This is a genomic window from Niastella sp. (assembly GCF_045805085.1).
GTDB lineage: Bacteria > Bacteroidota > Bacteroidia > Chitinophagales > Chitinophagaceae > Niastella.
In genome coordinates, this window is the sequence record NZ_JBJMLX010000135.1 from 1 (window position 1) to 19,621 (window position 19,621).

The 19,621-nt window shown below is 43.4% G+C and carries 18 protein-coding genes; 9 read left to right on the forward strand and 9 right to left on the reverse strand.

Going from position 1 to position 19,621, the window contains the following annotated elements:
• Positions 1–525: 525 nt before the first annotated feature.
• Positions 526–900, reverse strand: a complete 375-nt coding sequence (locus ACJ751_RS06755; RefSeq protein ID WP_407744615.1) for a hypothetical protein — start codon at positions 898–900, stop codon at positions 526–528.
• 23 nt (positions 901–923) lie between these two features.
• Positions 924–1,487, reverse strand: a complete 564-nt coding sequence (locus ACJ751_RS06760) for a hypothetical protein (protein ID WP_407744616.1) — start codon at positions 1,485–1,487, stop codon at positions 924–926.
• 321 nt (positions 1,488–1,808) lie between these two features.
• On the opposite strand from ACJ751_RS06760, the gene ACJ751_RS06765 reads away from it, so the two are divergent.
• Positions 1,809–4,256: a T9SS type A sorting domain-containing protein gene (locus ACJ751_RS06765; RefSeq protein WP_407744617.1), complete on the forward strand. Its 2,448-nt coding sequence runs from the start codon at positions 1,809–1,811 to the stop codon at positions 4,254–4,256.
• 611 nt (positions 4,257–4,867) lie between these two features.
• Here the strand turns inward: ACJ751_RS06765 and ACJ751_RS06770 are convergent.
• Positions 4,868–5,398 carry a DUF6036 family nucleotidyltransferase gene (locus ACJ751_RS06770; protein WP_407744618.1) on the reverse strand — a complete coding sequence of 177 codons (531 nt, stop codon included), beginning with the start codon at positions 5,396–5,398 and terminating at the stop codon, positions 4,868–4,870.
• Positions 5,370–5,786 carry a hypothetical protein gene (locus ACJ751_RS06775; RefSeq protein ID WP_407744619.1) on the reverse strand — a complete coding sequence of 139 codons (417 nt, stop codon included), beginning with the start codon at positions 5,784–5,786 and terminating at the stop codon, positions 5,370–5,372. The genes ACJ751_RS06770 and ACJ751_RS06775 overlap by 29 nt, the downstream gene beginning before the upstream one ends.
• A 54-nt stretch (positions 5,787–5,840) precedes the next feature.
• On the opposite strand from ACJ751_RS06775, the gene ACJ751_RS06780 reads away from it, so the two are divergent.
• Positions 5,841–7,325, forward strand: coding sequence for a M56 family metallopeptidase (locus ACJ751_RS06780; RefSeq protein WP_407744620.1), 1,485 nt, complete (start codon positions 5,841–5,843; stop codon positions 7,323–7,325).
• A gap of 439 nt (positions 7,326–7,764) precedes the next feature.
• Here ACJ751_RS06780 and ACJ751_RS06785 read toward each other — a convergent pair whose 3' ends face one another.
• Genes ACJ751_RS06785 through ACJ751_RS06795 form a run of 3 tightly spaced genes read right to left on the reverse strand, consistent with a single transcriptional unit; the run spans position 7,765 to position 10,590 of the window.
• Positions 7,765–7,968 (reverse strand): winged helix-turn-helix transcriptional regulator, encoded by a 204-nt coding sequence (locus ACJ751_RS06785; protein ID WP_407744621.1) that lies wholly within the window; start codon positions 7,966–7,968, stop codon positions 7,765–7,767.
• Positions 7,934–9,838 carry a histidine kinase gene (locus tag ACJ751_RS06790; protein ID WP_407744622.1) on the reverse strand — a complete coding sequence of 635 codons (1,905 nt, stop codon included), beginning with the start codon at positions 9,836–9,838 and terminating at the stop codon, positions 7,934–7,936. Before ACJ751_RS06790 ends, ACJ751_RS06785 begins: the two co-directional genes overlap by 35 nt.
• Before the next feature lie 5 nt (positions 9,839–9,843).
• The gene (locus tag ACJ751_RS06795) at positions 9,844–10,590 is read right to left on the reverse strand and encodes a LytR/AlgR family response regulator transcription factor (RefSeq protein ID WP_407744623.1); all 747 of its coding nucleotides are present in this window, start codon (positions 10,588–10,590) and stop codon (positions 9,844–9,846) included.
• Between the two features lie 324 nt (positions 10,591–10,914).
• Between ACJ751_RS06795 and ACJ751_RS06800 the strand changes: the two genes are divergently transcribed.
• From ACJ751_RS06800 to ACJ751_RS06815, 4 genes are all read left to right on the forward strand, one after another.
• Positions 10,915–12,069, forward strand: coding sequence for a hypothetical protein (locus ACJ751_RS06800; RefSeq protein ID WP_407744624.1), 1,155 nt, complete (start codon positions 10,915–10,917; stop codon positions 12,067–12,069).
• A gap of 842 nt (positions 12,070–12,911) precedes the next feature.
• A complete protein-coding gene (locus ACJ751_RS06805) occupies positions 12,912–13,523 on the forward strand; it encodes a hypothetical protein (RefSeq protein ID WP_407744625.1) in 612 nt (203 codons plus the stop codon).
• Between the two features lie 174 nt (positions 13,524–13,697).
• Positions 13,698–13,913, forward strand: coding sequence for a hypothetical protein (locus tag ACJ751_RS06810; RefSeq protein WP_407744626.1), 216 nt, complete (start codon positions 13,698–13,700; stop codon positions 13,911–13,913).
• A gap of 80 nt (positions 13,914–13,993) precedes the next feature.
• A complete protein-coding gene (locus ACJ751_RS06815; RefSeq protein WP_407744627.1) occupies positions 13,994–14,581 on the forward strand; it encodes an N-acetylmuramidase family protein in 588 nt (195 codons plus the stop codon).
• A gap of 42 nt (positions 14,582–14,623) precedes the next feature.
• Here ACJ751_RS06815 and ACJ751_RS06820 read toward each other — a convergent pair whose 3' ends face one another.
• Entirely contained in the window at positions 14,624–14,983 is a 360-nt protein-coding gene (locus ACJ751_RS06820) for a winged helix-turn-helix transcriptional regulator (protein ID WP_407744628.1), read from the reverse strand.
• A 106-nt stretch (positions 14,984–15,089) separates the two neighbouring features.
• On the opposite strand from ACJ751_RS06820, the gene ACJ751_RS06825 reads away from it, so the two are divergent.
• The gene (locus ACJ751_RS06825) at positions 15,090–15,842 is read left to right on the forward strand and encodes an SDR family NAD(P)-dependent oxidoreductase (protein ID WP_407744629.1); all 753 of its coding nucleotides are present in this window, start codon (positions 15,090–15,092) and stop codon (positions 15,840–15,842) included.
• A gap of 61 nt (positions 15,843–15,903) precedes the next feature.
• The gene (locus tag ACJ751_RS06830; protein ID WP_407744630.1) at positions 15,904–16,527 is read left to right on the forward strand and encodes an NADPH-dependent F420 reductase; all 624 of its coding nucleotides are present in this window, start codon (positions 15,904–15,906) and stop codon (positions 16,525–16,527) included.
• A gap of 193 nt (positions 16,528–16,720) precedes the next feature.
• Here ACJ751_RS06830 and ACJ751_RS06835 read toward each other — a convergent pair whose 3' ends face one another.
• Entirely contained in the window at positions 16,721–17,845 is a 1,125-nt protein-coding gene (locus ACJ751_RS06835; RefSeq protein WP_407744631.1) for an adenylate/guanylate cyclase domain-containing protein, read from the reverse strand.
• A gap of 354 nt (positions 17,846–18,199) precedes the next feature.
• Here ACJ751_RS06835 and ACJ751_RS06840 point away from each other — a divergent pair.
• The coding region (locus ACJ751_RS06840) for a TonB-dependent receptor plug domain-containing protein (protein WP_407744632.1) at positions 18,200–19,621 on the forward strand (1,422 nt) is incomplete at its 3' end.

Below are 19,621 nucleotides of genomic sequence, written 5' to 3' on the forward strand. Positions count from 1 at the left end.
ATAATTAATCAAATTGTATTGTCACTTATACAAAAGGCGGGCGTCAGGTTTACTACTGACCATGTTGGCGTATTTCAGGATGAAAAGGTTTTTTTTCATCCTTTTCCCTAAATTGCCAGGAGTCACCTTGACTGGATAATGGTACGCTTACCCAAGTTAAATAATAAACCGCCAAAAGGGAAGCTTAACATCGAATATACAGGCCATCGTCAATAAGAGTTCGTCTGCAATCGAAGGACCTTATGAAAGTTATAAGTCCTTCCATTCCGCCAAGGGATAACCCCACGGATAAATAAAAACTTTCTCAGTACCACTCACCGAATTACTCGATCGTTTTATTTGTAAGTTTAATTTACTGATAAAATTTACCTGCGAAAAAAGGCATTCTTTATAATTGTGACCAACACATTGTTATTTATTGAATATTCAAGGTCTTTATTTTCATTAAATCTTCGAGCAATGAGTTCGACAATTATCCAGCTTTCCCAACTTTTTACGATTTTGATCGATTGTGAGTGAATATGATCAATTATCGTCAGTTTCATTCAATTTTGTCGCCCCTGGTCTATAGCAATCTAGCTCTTTGATCAGGTTATCATATTTATGCATCCAATGCCGGGAATCAGTGGTAATAACCTTTCTTTTACGTTGCCGTATTAGCATTTTATGATGATCCAGTAAATCAAATAAATAATCCCGGCCTACCTCAATTCCGTGAGCTTCCAGCAATGGGGTTATTTTATGAAGCAGCTTACGTGTTCCTAATCGAGGAAGTTGTTGTCTCACCTCATGAACGTACTTTAAAATAACATCATCCGTATAAATCTCTTGGCCGCGACGCCATTGATGATCATACAGCGCATGACGGGTCTTGCCAAACAGCGCACATAGCCTTTGCACTCCCTTTTCAGGATAGTCCTGCTTTAATCGTTGGACTGTTTGGCACCAGGCTTTTTTCTGATATTAATTTTAAGCTGTTCTTCAGCTACGTCTATGAGAGTATTTAATGCTACAATCTTAAATTGAGCTTCTTCCAATGCCTTTTGCAAGGCCTTTACATCCGGGGCATCCTGAGTAGTTTCTTTCTTGTTGGGCTTTTTTTTCTTCATCCAGGCTTCATTCGAAGCCACAAGATCGGCATTTTCCTGCTCTAATTGCTTAATCCACCCTTCAATTGTTTTAGGTGTTTTTACGCCATACGTTAACATGGCCTCACGCATACTTAGTCGACCACTCGTTACCGCTCGAACCACTGTTCGTTTTAAATCCATACCCACATTCGGGCCAATGCGCCTTGGGCTGATCATCAGGTCGCTATTGGCGAGCCATCTAGTTAAAGTAGTGGAGTTGAGGCTATATTCCGCTAATATTGCCTGCCTGGGCTTACCTTTTAAAAACTCATCTACTACCTGAGCAATGAATTTCTTGTCATAATGTCCCCGCGCTACATAGCGGCCAACTAGACCTTGGGAGCGTTTCTTTACCATACAATCTTGATTTGTTGTATAGTTATTTTAGGACGAGGCAGTTTCATCAAAAAATGTCCGGTCAGACTGGTGAAATTCACTTACATACATTGCATGTTTCTGCTTAGCGAGTTATCTTGGGGCCGGAAACTTAGATTCCCTAAACCCCGCTTCGACTTTGTTCAGCCTTGCAACCTAAAGGAGACTGAATTAAGGCGAATGCTTTAATGTAATTGTATGAAAGTGCCCCCATTCTTCACATTGTTTCGTATTGTATCGCTTCATTTCCAGGTTGTTAGATCACACCTAATGTGCCTTTTTGCCTTGTTTTTATTTATACCTATGGCTTATCAGGCCAGTGCCCAAACGCCTGTTTCCGGTTTTTACGTAGCCAACAACACCGTTAAAACCATTGTTCAAAGCGGAAACACCATTTATATTGGCGGCGACTTTACGACAGTAGGCCCAAGCCTGTATTATGGCGCTGCCCTTGATGCCACCACCGGGTTGGGAAGCACTGCTTTTCCTCTGCCCAATGGATCTGTAAACGTAGCAGTACCTGATGGGAGCGGCGGCTGGTATATTGGTGGCGGCTTTACAAAACTGGGCAATGTTACCAGGAATCGTATTGCCCGGATCAATGCAGATGGGTCTGTGAATGCCTGGGACCCCAATGCCAATAATGTAGTAACTACCATATTTGTAAACGGTTCTACTGTGTATGTAGGTGGAATTTTTACAAATATCGGCGGACAAACCAGGAACTGTATAGCAGCCCTGGATGCTACTACCGGTCTGGCCACAGCCTTTGATCCTAATGCCAATAACAAAGTAGCTTCCATAGGAGTAAACGGTTCTACCGTGTATGCCAGCGGATATTTTACAACTATAGGCGGACAAACCAGGAACCGTATTGCAGCGCTCGACGCCACTACCGGACTGGCCACGGCCTGGGATCCCAATGCAAGTGGTGTAGTATCTTCCATAGTGATAAACGGTGCTACCGTGTATGCAGGTGGATCTTTCATTAACATCGGCGGACAAAGCAGGAACTATATAGCCGCCCTGGATGCGGGTACCGGCCTGGCTACTGCCTGGAATCCCAGTCCGGATAATGCAATAAATACCATAACCATAAACGGCTCTACCGTATACGCAGGTGGCGCTTTCACTAACATCGGCGGCCAAAGCAGGAACTACATTGCCGCCCTCGATGAAACGACCGGCCTGGCCACTCCCTGGAACCCAATTGCAAATAATCAGGTATATACTATAACTGTAAACGGTTCCACCGTATATGCCGGCGGAATTTTTACTACCATCGGCGGACAAACCCGAAATCGGATTGCAGCCCTTGACGCCACCACCGGCCTTGCCAGTGCCATGGACCCCAATTCGGATAATCAAATAAATACCATAGCCCTAAACGGCTCTACCGTATATGCCGGCGGCGCTTTCACTAACATCGGTGGCCAGGCCCGAAATCGCATTGCCGCCCTCGATGCCACTACCGGCCAGCTTACTGGCTGGAACCCGAATGCGGATAATACAGTAAACGCTATAATTGTAAACGGTTCTACCGTGTATGCCGGAGGAGCTTTCACTACCATCGGCGGACAAACCCGGAACCGCATTGCGGCGATCGATGCCACTACCGGCCTCGCCTCTAGCTGGGACCCCAATTCGAATGGTACAGTAATCACTATTGTTGTAAACGGTTCTACCGTATATGCAGGAGGAGCTTTCTCTTCCATCGGCGGACAAACCAGAGCCCGAATTGCAGCCCTCGATGCCACCACCGGTCTTGCCACTGCATGGAATCCTGCTGCAAATAATATAGTGAATGCCATTGCCGTAAATGGGTCTATCGTATATGCAGGCGGATTTTTCACTGCCATCGGCGGACAAACCAGGTCCCGGATTGCTGCCCTCGATGCCACTTCCGGCCTTGCCACTGCCTGGAACCCTACTGCAAATAGTACAGTAAATGCATTAGCCGTAAACGGGTCTACCATATATGTAGGCGGCATTTTTGGTACCATCGGCGGACAAACCAGACCCCGTATTGCAGCCCTTGACGCTGGTACCGGCCTTGCCACTGCCTGGAACCCCGCTCCAAATAATACAGTAAATGCGATAACCGCAAACGGTGCTACCGTGTATGCAGGTGGTGTGTTTACCCAAATAGGCAGTGTGATAACCCCTCGTTTTGCGGTGCTGCCCTCCGCTACACTGCCGCTTCACTTTGTTTCTTTTACCGCTACGGCACAGCGTACTGGTACTACCAAAGTAATTTGCAACTGGACAACCGCCGAAGAGCAAAATACGGCGCATTTTATTATTGAAAGAAGTGCAGATGGCACCAGCTTCTCCCGTATCGGCACGGTGGCTGCTGCCGGTAATTCGGCCTTTAATCAATATTATTCATTTACTGATAATGATCCGCTGGCAACAAGCAGCTGGTATCGCATAAAGCAGCTTGACCTGGATGGAACTGCCACTTATTCAAAGATCATAATCGTTTCTTCGATAGCCAATGCGGCTACCATCCGCCTGTTGCCTAATCCTGTACAGCAGGATGCAACGCTGATGGTTAACCTGGCAGAAAAAGAATATGTGGGTTATACCATTTTTGATCAAAGTGGAAAAAGTGTCGCAGCCTCTTTTCTTTACCTCGATAAAGGGATCAACAGCATTGGCCTGTCCCTGCAACCGCTTGTAAAAGGCATCTATACTATACAGGTTAAAGGAACAAAAACGAACACCCGGTTACAGTTTATAAAACAATAGAATATTTTCCAGGGTGTATCGCGAAATGGTTAGAGGCTATCAAAATTGGTAGCCTCTTTTTTATCTCGTTTTTATTGATCTCGCAACCCATATGTCTGCGTTTACTCTCCTTACGTTTTTGCATTGTGCACTCTTGCTATCCCTTATGAAGCCTTACAAAGTCACTTAAAATCTTTAAATCCTGTATTAACAGGTTACAAGATTGTGGTGAAGTTTTGTTGTTTACTAATATCACTACTCGAAGACTTGAGTTTTTGACATATACGTAAGCTGTTGAATTTCCAGTAGATCTTTAATGAAGTGGTTCGACATTTGTCCAGCCGGCCCGACGAAAATTAAAAAGGGCACTTCAAGTCATTGGATTTGAAGGCCCTTTTTGGTTCGAAGTATTCTTGTTGAAATAGATTTTCCAAAAGAGAATATCATCCTTTATGAATCAATTGACTCTCGTCCTCCTTTGACATCGGCCGCATTATTATTCGATTTTTGAGCTGCCTTCCAAAATTGAAATAAGGCCGCATTATCTTCCATAAACTGCCTAAGCCTTTCTCCCGGAGATTTTGAAAGCCATATTTTTAACTGTAACTCTTTTATATGTTGAGGGGTATCATTCATGATTTTAATAAATCAAATGTTTTCAAATTTAGCTTACTGATCCATTTATTGATATAGAGCTTATCCAGGTTTTCAATAGCAGCTAGATTTTTGATATCTTCCATTTGCTGTGGCGATTGAAAATCTTGTATCCATATAAGCTTAGAAATAAGCAAATCTTCCGGTGATACCACATAAATGGTTTTATCAAAAAAATCCACTTTCTTTCTTCTATTAAATTCTTCCTGTCTAAAAGCTTCATTTTTTAAAACCACGAAATCTGCTTTAAAGCCAGATGCATGATCGATGATATTGAACATGCTTCGTCTTTCTACTGCATCTTGAATGGCATCCTTGTCACAATAATAACCGGCTTTAAAATGCTCAATAAATCGATCTATATTTTTCGGTTCAAGATGAATTATGAAATCAAAATCCCGTGTTGCTCTGGGTACGATGTATATACTCATTGCCACACTACCGGAAAGCATATACGGTATATTCGATTCATTGAGTACGTCAGTTATTTTCTGGAAAAATGCTACCATATTGAGGGCAAGTTACTTCAAGTCTGTCTATTAAGCAAAAAGCATTGGCTAAGTTATTGACATTCACATACCTATGTGCTAATTGCATAGAATCGCCCTGTCTTTGGCGGGCCGCCTGCCCCACTGTATCTGACAGATCTCTGGCAAAGCGGGGATTATAAAAAATGTTGAATTGGCCATCGTGATGCCCCTTTTGTAAATCCTTGTTAAGTTGTTCCACCAGTTTTTGCGGGTCTGTAATTGCTGCGTAGGTTCCCTTTTTATATTCGGCTTCCACATACCTGATCATCTTCAGGGCTGTATCGGGGAAAATATAATTGCGGTACAACGACTGCCGGATGCTATCGATCAAAACACGGGTACCGCGACGGTAAACATACCTGCGCAAACCCCGGCATCTATCCTCCCGCCTAAGAATAATACGTTCTCAATCTCCAGAGTTGTGAATTTTATTGACGGGGTGTATTTTTTGGTAGTGGGCATACTACTGCTACGTTTGCTTTTTCAAATACAACAAGTCTGTCGCATAATCAGAAGATGCCGGCGGGAAAAAGTGAACGGCATTGTTTACTGCTATCATAAACTGGATCTGCCAGTGTTCTCCTTCTTTCACTACCTGGTAATGAACAAGGGGCAGTATTCACCGGCAGAGGTTGAACAGATCATTGCTCACGAGCAGGTGCATATACTGCAGGGACACAATTTGGATTTATTGTTGGTGGAAGTGATGCATGCATTGTGCTGGATCAATCCATTGTTTATTGGATTCAAACGAACGGTGAAACTCAATCCGGAATTTATTGCCGACAAGACGGTACTGGACAGCGGAGCAGACCCTTTATCTTATCAATACAGCATGCTTCGTTGTCTGCAGCCATCGCAGCTACCGTTGGTTAATTTATTCGCCGCATCTAAAATCAAAACACGCATTCATATGATGAACAAAAAAAGATCTCCAATCCGCAATTTATACAAATATGCGCTGGCCTTTCCCTTGCTGGTTGGCTCGTATTTCATTGTCAATCCGCTGAAAGCACGAGCTATGCCATTGAGCAATCATCAGGAAGCCGAACTTCCCGACCGTCAGGACCTGAAAGCATTTGAAGGTTATTACCAGTTTGAGTTGAATAAGAATAGTTATATTCAGATCAGGGTTAAAGGCAACCAGTTAATTCTTAAACAAATGTGGGATGACAAAGAGATTGTGTTCAATCAACAATCGGCACTGGAGTTTTTAGACGTTAGTAAAGGGTTTCCCCTCAAATTTTCCAAAAACGACCAGGGTTCGGTTATACAGCTGGTGGCCTTCAATAAAGACCACTGGAACAAGGTGAAGACTTATAAAGAGCCAAAGTACATCCATCTTCAACCAGGGGAGTTGAAATCTTTTGAAGGGTGTTACCAAATGGAAAGGCCCGATGGCACCAGGAATTATATTCAGATCGAATCAATCCCCGACGCGCTGATACTCCGCCAGGGTTGGGATGGACAGGAGGTTCTGTTTAGCCCCACATCAGCTACTGCATTCTTTGGCCGACATGGAACTTTCCCGCTTGAGTTTACTAAAGATAACAACGGTAATGTTACCCAGATGCTGGCTTTTCACCAGGACCTGTGGAAAAAGATGCAGGACCCTTCTACTGCCATAATCAAAAAACAGATTAAAGTGGGGCCTGCTCAACTAGAGGCCTTGGAAGGCGAGTATCAAATGCAGGACGGCAAGAAGATCAGCATAAAAGCCGAAAGTGAAGGCATCGTACTCAAACAGCTGTGGGATAATGAGGCGATTCACCTGGTGCCTTCTTCATCTACTGAGTTCTTTAGTAAGGAAAGGGGCATGCCGCTTGTCTTTAAGACAGACAAAAACGGAGCAGCTACAGAATTCATAGTAGGCGAAAGGGATCACTGGACGAAAATTCCGATGTAAATCATTGTTCACCTTGTATAACTTTTATATTCAGGTGAAGATACCCGCTTTATACCGGTTCCTCAAGCGTTGATTTGTATGTCGGGACTCATGGGTTTGCCAATGTGCCAAATGAAGATAGGTTAAAACCCGACAACTCCTACCGATTATGAATGTTTAATATATACGTAAGCTCTTGAGTTTCCAATAAATCTTTTATAAGCAGGTTAGACATTTGTCCAGTCCACCCGACTAAAATTTACGAGGCCCTTCAAGTCATTGGATTTGAAGGGCCTTTTGGGTTCGAAGTATTCTTGTTCAAAAATGAATCCATTTTCGGATCAGATTTAAAAGATGTTCAGCCTGTATAAAGTTCAGAGGTGCAGGCGAAAAGCATTTACTATGGCAGCCAGTGTTCTGCGTCAACTGATCTCCCTTCTATTCTTCTGAAAACCCCACCTTAATGACTTCCATTACGATGCAGCTGCTCTCTATAAAACAGTCCCCATTTCCCCATTGTATTGATCACTTCGTGCAAGGTTGCTCCCAGGGGTATTAACTCGTATATAATTCTGACGGGGCCAACAAGAACGCTGATTGTTGATGATGCATCCAGGTCGTACAGTATTTTAAAACTGTTGTTGACTTTCAACTCGCTTACCATTTTTCTTAATTACAGGGGATTGATAAGGAACAATTAATTCCACGCGAACACCGGCCTTACCTGTTGTTTCTTTTTTATCAATGATCTTTAATTTCGCATGTGTCCTGGTTTGGCGGCTTAATATTTCTAAGCGTTCTTTGTTAATGAGGGTAGATAAAGACCGCTTCTGAGATTGATTACCGGCAACCTGAAAGCCCCGGCCATTGTCGTCTATCACGCAATGGAGCGCTTTATGATCTTTTTGGATAAGAATATTGATTTGCCCTTTTTCCTGCTGGCCTGCAAAACCATGCAGGATGGCGTTTTCGGTAATAGGCTGCAACAGCATAGGCGGGATCAGGATGGCTCTCTGGTCGGCTAAACCTTCTACTTCAATGTGGAAATCAAATTGGTTGCCTGATAACACTTGCTGCAGCGTTAAATAACTGGCCAGAGCATCGAGCTCGTTTTTGAGTGACACAAAAGGCTGCCGGGCATTTTCAAGGCTCAACCGTAAGAGCTGGGTCAATCGTTGTATAAAGTTAACAGCGCTCCTGGTGTTTCCATTCTCGATCAACTCAAGTAACCCATCCACAGAATTGTATAAAAAATGAGATTTGATCTGGCCCCCGAGTAGTTGTTGCCGCAGATTGTCTTCCCTTATGCTCATTTTATATTGCTTTTTCCTCCACACCCAATAGAGATATATGCCAAGGACGACGACACTGCAAATAATCTGAACGATCGCATTTCTTTGTCGTTCCCGGGTTCTTTCGCTTTCCTGGTTGCTTAACGCCAGCGACTTGATCTGAAGGTCTTTTTCCAGCAGGCTGTATTTTGCTTCCAACTCCCTGGCCCGGCCGATGGCGGAAGAGTCTACTTCTTTGTCATAATAGCTGAAAGCGGAATCCTTGGCGGCACTGGCCTGCCAGGGTTTTCTTTGAAGCGTTAAATTGGCTGCTTTTGCCCGCCATATTTGCTTTTGGAGCGCCCAGTTCTTTTCATGCGAAGCAAGGCTCAGCGCCGTATCCAGCAAATGTTCATCCTTGAGGTATTGACCCAGCTTTAGATAGGTGGCTGCTATATTATAGTAAGATCGGGCACTCAGTTCATCCAACTCACGGCTGATCTGCATGCCCTTCAACTGATAGGCAAGGCCTTCTTTTAGATATCCTTTTTTTGAAAGAAGCGTTCCCAGGTTTTCGTACCGCACTGCGTTATAATAGGGATTGCTGAAACTGGTATCCTTCATCAATGTCTGGAAAAAAATTAGCGCAGAATCTACCTGGTTCACTTTCTCGTAGTATTCGGAAATGTTTGCCGCAAAAACTGTTTTATGCTTGGGGCTGGTGCTTCGCTTAAGGCCCTCGAACAGATATTTTTTTTGCATGGGCAGGTCACCGATCTTCTCGTAAATATTGTACAGTTTAAGGCAAATGAGCGGCAGTCCCGGCGTATCAATTTTTTGGGCCATGAAATAAGCTTCACGGCCGTATCTCACCGCGCTGTCGAGGGAATGTTGGTCACCCATGATGTCTGCCGTTTGAATTTTGCCGGCCAGAATTTGCCGTTGGGTAGTATCTTTCTCCAGCGCCAGTTGTAAGGACCGGTCCACGTACCAGCGGGCGCTATCGAGCTTGTTTTCGAGTTGATACACCACCGCCATACAGCGAAGCCAGGAACACATATCTATATAGTTGTCCTTTTCTTTAATGTACGGCAGCAGGCTGTCCAGTATTTTTTTCGCGGCTGCAGTTTCCAGGTTTTGTAATAAGGGATTAACCCGCTGTTTAAAAAAGGGCAGCAAGGGATCTGCGGATGGTGATTGACGATGGTTACCATTAGTATTACAGGCCACACAAATGATGGCCAGGACGATAATTCGATACATAGCGCCTATAGCTTTTTAAAATATTGATCAACCATTTCTTTTCTCCGGCTCGACACCGGGATTTGGATGGCATCTTTTAAATAGATGATGCTGTCTTTTTTGTGGTAACGATCAATATAAAGCTTATTCACCAGGTAGGATTGGTGGGGACGCAGAAAAGTTTCATCGGATAATAATTCCTCGTACTCCTTGAGGTAGCTGGTGGTGACCAACTTCTTTCCGTCATGTAAGAAAACAGTAGTGTAGCCATACTCACCTTGCAGGTAGGCGATTTCCTTTACCGCCACGACCTGTGCAAAATCACGGGACCGCAATACGATGTTTTCCGGCACTTTTTTTTCCCTGAAACTGTTCCCGGCGATGTCTATTTGTTCCCGTAACAGGGGTTGCGCGTTGATCACTTTTTGTACCGCTTCACCTAATTCCTCTTCGTTCAGGGGTTTTAGTAAATAATCGATGGCCCCGCAACGGAACGCCTGTTTTGCATAATCGTTGTGCGCCGTAAGAAAGATGACCTTCGCTGGTACGGATATTTGTTCTAGTATATCAAAACCGGTTCCATCTGGAAGCTCGATGTCGAGTAACAACAGATCGGGTTTTCTGTTATTGATCAGCGCAATGGCTTCATCAACGGTGCCACAGGAGCCTGTGACCACTAAGCCTGGTTGTTTTTGTAGAAGTCTTTCCAGACGCTGCCGGAGAAGAGCCAGGTCTTCCACTATAATTACCTTTAGGGGAGTGGTCAGGTTCATGGTTTAGTATAAATTAAGCAATCAGTATTAAATTTAATATTAATTAAGGTTATTCCATTACGTGAGGAAGGATTGCTGTTACTTATTGATTTAAGTCAATACTTTTTATAACGTGTAAGGAAAACGAAAAGCGCATATTTCTTAATTATTCTTTTACGGATTTCGCCAAAAACCATACGGATTTGGGATAACTCCCAGCGGATTTGGGAAAGGTGAACTTCCTGTTTGTACCTCCGTTAGTTTTGACTTTGCAAACACTTACTCTTTCTTTTCGAACGGCTAGTCGTATCCGCAAAAATGAACAGTTGTAACAAAACTAAGACCATGAAAAAATATTCAATAGAAAGCTTTGAGCAATTGGTGCATACAATACTTCGTCCTAATGCAGTAATGCAGGCAACACCGGAACAGATAACTGACTGGTTGGCCACTTCAATAAAACTGAAAGAATCCCTGAGCAGGCAATTGCTGCTTGACTCGCTCTATAGTAAGACTGAAGAGGAAAATGAAATACTGGTAGAGCGGCATCAAATCATAGTTGCCACGTTGCTGAACCAGCTTTTTAACCACCAGCACCACGAATCCATTACACGGGAACATAGACATTTCTATCAAAAGGTGGCAGCACAACTGGAAGACATCATTGCTTTTCTAAAAAATAACTTTGCCCGCTTTTTCAACACAGATCTGCATTTGCCATTTCCGGTAAGGCTGCGGGAGGGGAATGAATTGAAACATCAGTGGAAAATGATCATTAAAATCATGCCTGACGCTGAATCAAACATACGCCTGGTGAATATACTCGAACGGTTGATCGCGGACTTACTTAAAGTAAAGGAAGAAATACCAGCCAGATACCACCAGGTATCTTATCTAAAAAATCTTATTAAGGAAATATCCGCTTACTTTTCAACAACCACCTGCCGGCCTGTATATGCATCTTTAACGGAATTGCTGATAAGCTGGAACTTCAATGAGCCTATTTTCATACGCGAAGTGTGTACCAATATCAGAACCGAAATGGAAAAGAAAGAATCCGATGAATGCAGGCTCGAATTTTTAAAAGTCTGCTATAAACAGGTGAGCCAACTGCTTGAAATAAACGTTATCCCATTTTATTCGTCACTGCCTTCTGCACAAAAAACAATCCTCGATTGGATCTCACAGGAATTAGTACACCTGGAATGGACAGCGGCCACTTCAGAAACGAAGAAAAATAATGAAGAAGGCAAAATTCAAACGTCGCTTTCCGTTCATGCATTGGCACTCTTTACACGGCTTTTTAAGGAGACAGGAATTTATACCGATACCAATCAAACGAATATTTTAAAGTCTGTGTCTTCACATTTTACCACCACGCGACAACTGGAAGTTTCGTATGGTCACCTGAAAAGTAAGTATTATCAGATTGACGAAGGCACTAAAAGAAAGGTGATTGATCATCTAATGGAAATGGCGCAGCGGTGTAAAAAATTGTAGGATTCGGGTGTTATGGAAAAGATTGGCTTAAAGTTACCAATTTTGAAACAGATGTTGCCTTTTATTGGGTACCAGTAGCCTTTTATGTGTACCAATAGCTTTTTATAGTGCACCCGTAGCTTTTTATAATGCGTCCCTGGCCTTTTATGACTCATCCAAAGCTAAGTATTACACACCAGTAGCCTATTATGGGGCGTAAGTAGCCTTTTTCAGTGCATCCCTTCGCAATTTCAAATCATTAATAGCTTTTTTTGCCACACAAATAGCCAATTTCAGATCTTAAGTACGCAACATACGATCCTAAATTAACTACAAGTAACCCATAATTGGTTACTGATCTCATAAAGTTTGCTACTGACGAGTCATAAAAGGCTATTGATACAAATAGAATGAGAAAGGGATTTACTATAAAAGGCGAGGAATAGTGCATAAAAAGCTTCGGTTAATGTATAAATAGCCACGGAAGGTCTATAAAAAGCTACAGATGGTGCGTAAAAGGTAAGATAATGCGTGTTTTATCAGTGACTACGTTAACCTTACCAGTTATCTTCATTTTAGTTGTATTTCCCATTATCAAACTGATCTTTCTAATCTTTTTTAAAAATTCTTCTCCTTCGCAATCATTAAGTTAAGAGGGCTACTGGTAGGGTTGGTAGGGTTATCGACCTGTTTTCTAACGTTTATTTGCATTGTCAAACGGCGTTGTGTAGCCGGCCCGCAGAACCAGGGCAGCAGGCAGGTATTACAGCCCGTTTTTTTGATCGCTTTATTGGCCAATAAAGATTGTTAAGGTTCGAATTGTAGCAGGCATTTTAATTTTCTAACTTTTAAATGTTACTAAAATGGAAGATGTAATCTTAACCTCGTACAAATATCTGCGCGATGGCGACACTGTACTTGCCGGATATCGCGTAGTGGAAAAAATGGAAAACAATTCTGATTTTTCCGATGCGCCGCCCGCATTGGCCGCAACAAAAAAACTGTTGCCTGACGTGCTGGCTGCGGTAAATAATGCCAAAGGCCGCGATGTAGAAGCTATTCAGCTTAAAAACAACCTGAAAGATGAACTGGTAGGCTTATTGACCGAGTTGGCTGATTATGTAACGCTCAAGTGTAAGGGCGACCGGTTGAAGCTGTTAAGCAGTGGATTTCCCATCTCAGGGGCAAGTAGCACCCAGGTAGAGCAGGTAATTGAGAAACTGGAAGTAGACTTAGGGGCCCCTGGCCAGGCAACCACAACCGTAAAGCGTTTACGGGGTGCAAGGGCATATATGCATCAGTATACTACCGAGACGCCAGTTGCCGAAACGGTATGGCACCACGAAGCAGGCAAGCTTCCGTCTCATACGTTCAGCGGGCTTAAATCGATGGAGAAATACTGGTTCAGGGTTGTAGCTGTAGCCGCTGATGGAGAAAACATTATTTCTCCGGTGGTTTGGCGGGTTATTCAGTAGGCGGCATTGTTGCCTTGGCAGGCATGTATATGTTGAAGCTTCCATGCCTGCTCTCCGGCAAAGCTTATTGACCTAAGCCCTGTGCGCAGGGGCTGCAGCCAGTAAGTTGCGAAATGCGGTTATCATCTGGTTAGTAGAAGGGATCATTATTTTTTAACCATTCAATTTTTCAATATGAACAATATCGTCAATCGCATGCAGGGTACCACCCCGAAGTTTTTCAAAATACTTCGCAACATCGGCGTAACGCTGGCGGCAGTAAGTGCAGCGGTGTTTACATCCCCTGTAAATCTGCCAACGATCGTTACCGACATTGCAGGTTATTTGGCAGTAGCCGGTAGCGTAATGGGTGCCGTAAGTCAAACGGCGGTGCTCAATGAAGATGAATAATTAACGCGTGTTTTTACAAAAAAGTCCCCCTGGTTGAATAGGGGGACTCTTTTTTCAATCATATTTAAATACTAAAAACAATGAGAATAGATACAAGTAAACTACTGACCAATGCTCAAATCAATGATTTGGCTGTTAAGAGTGGCTACGAATACCGGGTTTTGAAGTCAATTATCCAGGTTGAAAGCGGTCAGCACGGATTCGATCCGGTTACCGGAAAAATTATTATCCAGTTTGAACCAGCATGGTTTAGACGGCAATACAAAAACTGGACGGCAGTAACCACCCATACAAACTGGCAAAGCAATAAAGTAGGCAATCAGGCTGCCGAGTGGAAAGCCTTTAACAGTGCGTTTGCCGTAAGTGCTGATGCTGCTATGAAAAGTACATCGATCGGCATGATGCAGCTAATGGGTTTTCATTACGCTACAACAGGATTTAAAACAGTGGGCCAGATGTGGGATTACGCAAAAGAGAGTGAATATAACCAGGTATTGCTTGCTATTAAATGGATTAAAACCGTGGCGCCTCTCGACCTGGCCATCAAAAATAAGGACTGGAAAAAAATAGCCTATTACTATAATGGAGCAAATTACCTGGCGTTTCGCTATGACTCCCGGCTCCTTGCTGCCTACAGGCTTACCAGAGATTATTTACAAACAGATTAGTTATTCAACAATGCTTGAGCTGATAACATTATTACTGTCTCGTTATTTACTGTATTTGTAATCCGTCTCTTTGGGTATTGGAGATATTTCATATTTTATATTCCATTCCTTGATGTGTTCTAAAATGGGCAAAAATGCCAAACCCTTATCAGACAACCTGTATTCCACTCTGGGCGGTAGTTCCTTATAGGCCAATCTTTCCAATAGTCCATCTTCTTCCAACTCTTTTAATTGTTCGGTTAGTACTTTCCTTGATATGTGTGGCACTATAGCGTCTAACTGGCCAAATCGAATGGTACGGGTGCCAATGACATTGATAATGATCGGCTTCCATTTATTACCAATCATGCCAATAGCTCTCGTAAATGGGCAATTTGAATTGCAAAAGTTGTCGTCTCTCATGTTTTAAGATTTGTAGTTACCCGATGGTAACCAGAATACACTTCAATGGTTACAAATATAAACTATCAATGGTAACTTTGTGAAACAAATTCAAAAGTGATTCAAAATGAATAGATTAAGAGACAAAGTAGCAGTTATTACAGGTGGTAACAGTGGTATCGGATATGGTATTGCTCAGGAATTTAAAAATGAAGGTGCTAAAGGAGTTATTGTCGGCAGAAATCAGAAAACGTTGGATAGTTCTGTGGCTCAGCTTGGCGATAACTTTATAGCCATAAATGCCGATGTAACCAACCTTGCTGACCTGGAAAGGGTGTTTGCAGCAGCAGCTGAAAAATTCGGTAAAATAGACATTGTTGTAGCCAATGCGGGCGCCGGAGCTGTAGGAACTGTAGCAAGTATAGGGGAAGCCGACTTTGACCAAGCAATTGATCTGAACCTAAAAAGTGTCTACTTCACTGTTCAAAAAGCATTGCCGTATATGAATGATGGTGGTTCTATTATTCTGATCGGGTCAAATGCAGCGCACCGGGCATATGCGAATTTTACGCTTTATGGTGCTGCAAAAGCAGCCGTGATCTATTTAGCGAAAGCATTTTCAAGCGACCTTTTAGATAGAAAGATCAGGGCAAATGTAATCACACCAGGTACAACAGATACACCAGCATTTGACAAGTTTGTTCCCGCAGAACAAATGGAAGCAGTAAAAAAACACTTTGCAGATCAAATGCCGATAGGCCGAATCGGGCAACCATCTGACATTGGCAAAACAGCGGTTTTCCTGGCCTCGGATGATTCTTCGTTTATGCTGGGGGCCGAACTCCTGGTGGATGGTGGTATGACTTATCTGTCTAAATAATTGACCCCTACGCTGGTGCGGGTTTATATGCGTGCCATTAAATCATTAAAAAATTTTAAAAATGAATCAATCAAAAAACAATGTAGCGAGCTACGCAATTATCGGCTTTGGCAAGATCGGCCAGGCTTTGGCCAGGGCGTTTGCCCGCAAAAATATCGAAGTATCTGTTGCGACCACGCGCAAACCGGAAAGCTTTGCGCCCGCGGCGGCCGCGATCGGACCGGAAATCATTCCCACTACACTCGCGGAAGCTGTCAAGGCCGACATCATCTTTCTGGCGGTGCGTTTTGCATCGCACCCGGATGTGGCAAAGGTGCTGCCCACCTGGCAGGGGAAGACCATTGTCGATGTGACAAATGCCTACGGCGTGCCCGCTGAGCAAATGGAAGGACTGCCTTCTGCCCAATTCGTTGCGCAGGCCTTTACTGGCGGTAAACTGGTTAAAGGCTTCAACCATCTGGGCGCTGCTATTCTTGACCAGGATCCGGCCGTACACGGTGGCAAAAGAGTGGTATTTCTGGCAAGCGACGATGAGGGCGCAGCAACGGAGATCGGTGCGCTGGCGGAAAAGCTTGGTTTCGCACCGATCCAACTGGGTGGGCTATCGGAAGGTGGACTGCTCGTGCAGGCGCGCGGAAACAACTGGGGTCATTTGATCTTTAAAGACCTGATCAGGTTCAACTAATGAATCGTAGACGCAAATTTCGATGAGATCCTGCCTCGTTGACATTACGACAGATTAATTAAAGCATCAGATTTTCTGCTTTTGTGCCGTTAGCAAGCCCATTTGAGGGTTGTATTTTGACATTCGTTAAAAGTCAACTCAAGTTTGTCCGTCCACAATGCCAATAGAACTGTCAAGAGTATTAAGTTGACAGTTAGTGCGGACATGACGTTTTATCCTTAATAGTATAGAGCAAAACCATTTCTTGTTTTCCTTTCAGAGAGATCTCTCCCAAAGCAGTCTGCTGGTATTCATTACTTAGCTGCATCCGTTCAAGTAGTTCAGCAGATAAGAGAATATTTACATCAAAATTATTACACTGCCCCTCTATCCGGGAAGTAGTATTCAGTACATCTCCTGAATAAACAATATCCTTTTTTATAACGCCTATCTCCCCCACAGTGGCCTCTCCAATATGCAGACCGGCCTTAAAAGAAGGCAGCAGGTCATATTCACGGATATAGTGCTCCTTTCTTTCTTCTATTGCACGCTTGATGCCAAAGAAGCATAATAGACAATTATTGCCTGCCAGTCCTTTTTCAACTGGCCAGCTTACCACTACTTCATCACCAACATACTGGTATATTTCGCCCTTGCTGTTCAAGATCGGTTCCGTCATATCATTATAGATCTCTTTTAGCAACACAAAGAATTTTTTGCTGTTCATCTTTTCGGCAATAGTTGTTGAAGACCTCAGATCGAGGAACATAAATATCCTTTCTTCCTGTCGTGGATGATAATACTTGCCGGTAATGAACTTCCATAATATGCCGGGACCAAACTTATCATTCACCTGGAGCATGAACTGCGTACAGGAAACTAAAAGGCCAAATAAAAAAACATTAATAAAAAAAGAAGGAGAAAAGATGTTGAAAAGTACATTATCAATTGACTTTGACAAGGCAGCAGAAAAAGGCATCTGAAAAGAAAAATAAACGACATCAATGATAAGCAATCCAATGACAGCCAGACCCACGTAGGTAATGATAAACAGGAACCCTGAATTGATGACCCCGAAAGCAAATGACTTTCTCCGGTAATGCGAACCCATTTTGAATACCAAAACGTATCCCGCTACTAAACCGCCGAGTAGTGCAAAAATGATAGAACCTGTAAATTCACCCCAGAAGGGAAATGAACCAGATAGTCTTTTCAGTGTAAGCAAGTCATAAATAAAAAAATATTGGTTAAGAAAGGAAACGCAGCCGAATGCTGTCCAGCATAGCGTTATTATCCAAACTGTTTGTATTTTTTTTCGCAGCCCGGTTTTGTATTTCATGTATTAAACTTCATGCTTCAAAATAGGAAAGCAAAAGTGAATACAATTTAGTCTTTATAATCTGAAAATGTTCCTGGAATGGTAATGTCTTTTCTTTTGTAAAGGGCGCTTTTATGGAAGGAATGGGTATACGTTTAGAGTTCCTGCAATCTGCCGATGCTTTCTGGATTGCAAATATTTTTTAGCAATTGATCTTTCAATTTGTATTCATTTATATTTATTTTTAATACTATTTACGTCTCCAGATTTCTTCTGTTTAATTTCTGTTAACAATCCATTTGATCTTCATTGACAAGTTTGCAAACGGCAACCGGTTAATTTAGTTAGCTATAAGATTCAATCAAAACTACTGCTATGACTAAATTAACAGGGGGAGGCAGAATTGCCTGTTACAAGGTTATTCTGTCTGTCCAATTACTATTGCTATTTGGGATACAGCATGCCTTTTCCCAGATAGCACCGGCGGCAAACAGCGTTATTGTTTCCGGTGTTATTAAAGACGGTGGTGATGGTAAGCCATTAGGCGCCGTGACCATTGAAATAGCCGGCACCAAACATGGCGATATGTCCAATGAAGATGGTAAATTTCTCATCCACGCAACACCGGGCGCAACACTCACCTTCCGGTCCGTAGGTTATCTCCCAAAAGACCTTAAAGTTACAGGAACACTCACCAACCTGATCATCACGTTAAAGCAGGACCCCAAAGAGATGAAAGATGTAGTGGTCATCGGGTACCAGAGTCTTGCCCGGCGCAATGTCAGCGCCGCTGTTACATCCCTTGATCCAAAGACCATTGCAGATGTACCATCCCCTACCCTGGACGGCTTGTTGCAGGGACGGGTGGCAGGTGTTAACGTACAGAACTTCTCCGGTGAGCCCGGCATTCGCAGTACGGTTGTTGTGAGAGGTAATACGTCTGTTAGCAGGTCAGTAAACAATGACCCCACCACTGCCGCCGGTAAGGCCAGTCTGGCCAGAGCGGTAAGCGGTCCGCTGTATGTTATTGATGGCGTTCCCCAGGCTACGGATGACATTGCCGCCATTAATTATGGCAATGGTACCAATACAGATGTACTGGCAGGCATTCCTGTTAGCGATATTGAATCTATTGATATCCTGAAAGACGCTTCGGCCTCCGCCATTTACGGATCCCGCGGCGCCGGTGGCGTTATCATCATCAAAACCAAAAAAGGTACACCAGGCAGGCTGCGTATCAACTTCAGTACGTACCATGGTATTACTGAAAGACCAACGTTGGACAAAGTATACATGGGGGCAGAAGAAACCCGTGCCAAGATGGACCTTATCAATCATTATGGTCCCTATAACAGTTTAACGGATCTGCCCCTAATCCTGACAGATACATTGAACCCGGCCTTTAACAATGCCAATGATTACCGTGGGGGTATGTTCCAGACCGGGTTGGTAGATAACGTAGACCTGTCAGTAAGCGGCGGCAGCGATATTGTCAATTACCGTTACGGCCTGAATTACTATAATGAAAAAGGCATCATTAAAAAATCCGGGCTGCAGCGCTATAGTTTTAACAGCAATACGAGCGTAAAGCTGTCATCCAAACTAACTGTTAACACACAGATCCGCTTCAGCCATCTTAACCGCCCCCGTTCTCTGAATGATATTACCGGCGGTTATGGCCCTTTCAATGGCGGTTACTATGCATCCAGCAGGCTGCCGGCTTCTACCTTGTACCTGAGCCCTACCAGCCGGGATTTTATCTTTAGTAATGCCAGTAACCAGACAGATGCCAACACC

Coding starts and splice junctions, on each gene's coding strand:
- ACJ751_RS06785 (WP_407744621.1), bottom strand. CDS start 7,968: ATGGTAAGCGAGTTGAAAGTCAACAACAGTTTTAAAATACTGTACGAC.
- ACJ751_RS06770 (WP_407744618.1), bottom strand. CDS start 5,398: ATGGTAGCATTTTTCCAGAAAATAACTGACGTACTCAATGAATCGAAT.
- ACJ751_RS06790 (WP_407744622.1), bottom strand. CDS start 9,838: ATGTATCGAATTATCGTCCTGGCCATCATTTGTGTGGCCTGTAATACT.
- ACJ751_RS06800 (WP_407744624.1), top strand. CDS start 10,915: ATGAAAAAATATTCAATAGAAAGCTTTGAGCAATTGGTGCATACAATA.
- ACJ751_RS06760 (WP_407744616.1), bottom strand. CDS start 1,487: ATGGTAAAGAAACGCTCCCAAGGTCTAGTTGGCCGCTATGTAGCGCGG.
- ACJ751_RS06820 (WP_407744628.1), bottom strand. CDS start 14,983: ATGAGAGACGACAACTTTTGCAATTCAAATTGCCCATTTACGAGAGCT.
- ACJ751_RS06805 (WP_407744625.1), top strand. CDS start 12,912: ATGGAAGATGTAATCTTAACCTCGTACAAATATCTGCGCGATGGCGAC.
- ACJ751_RS06765 (WP_407744617.1), top strand. CDS start 1,809: ATGGCTTATCAGGCCAGTGCCCAAACGCCTGTTTCCGGTTTTTACGTA.
- ACJ751_RS06830 (WP_407744630.1), top strand. CDS start 15,904: ATGAATCAATCAAAAAACAATGTAGCGAGCTACGCAATTATCGGCTTT.
- ACJ751_RS06825 (WP_407744629.1), top strand. CDS start 15,090: ATGAATAGATTAAGAGACAAAGTAGCAGTTATTACAGGTGGTAACAGT.
- ACJ751_RS06810 (WP_407744626.1), top strand. CDS start 13,698: ATGAACAATATCGTCAATCGCATGCAGGGTACCACCCCGAAGTTTTTC.
- ACJ751_RS06835 (WP_407744631.1), bottom strand. CDS start 17,845: ATGAAATACAAAACCGGGCTGCGAAAAAAAATACAAACAGTTTGGATA.
- ACJ751_RS06815 (WP_407744627.1), top strand. CDS start 13,994: ATGAGAATAGATACAAGTAAACTACTGACCAATGCTCAAATCAATGAT.
- ACJ751_RS06795 (WP_407744623.1), bottom strand. CDS start 10,590: ATGAACCTGACCACTCCCCTAAAGGTAATTATAGTGGAAGACCTGGCT.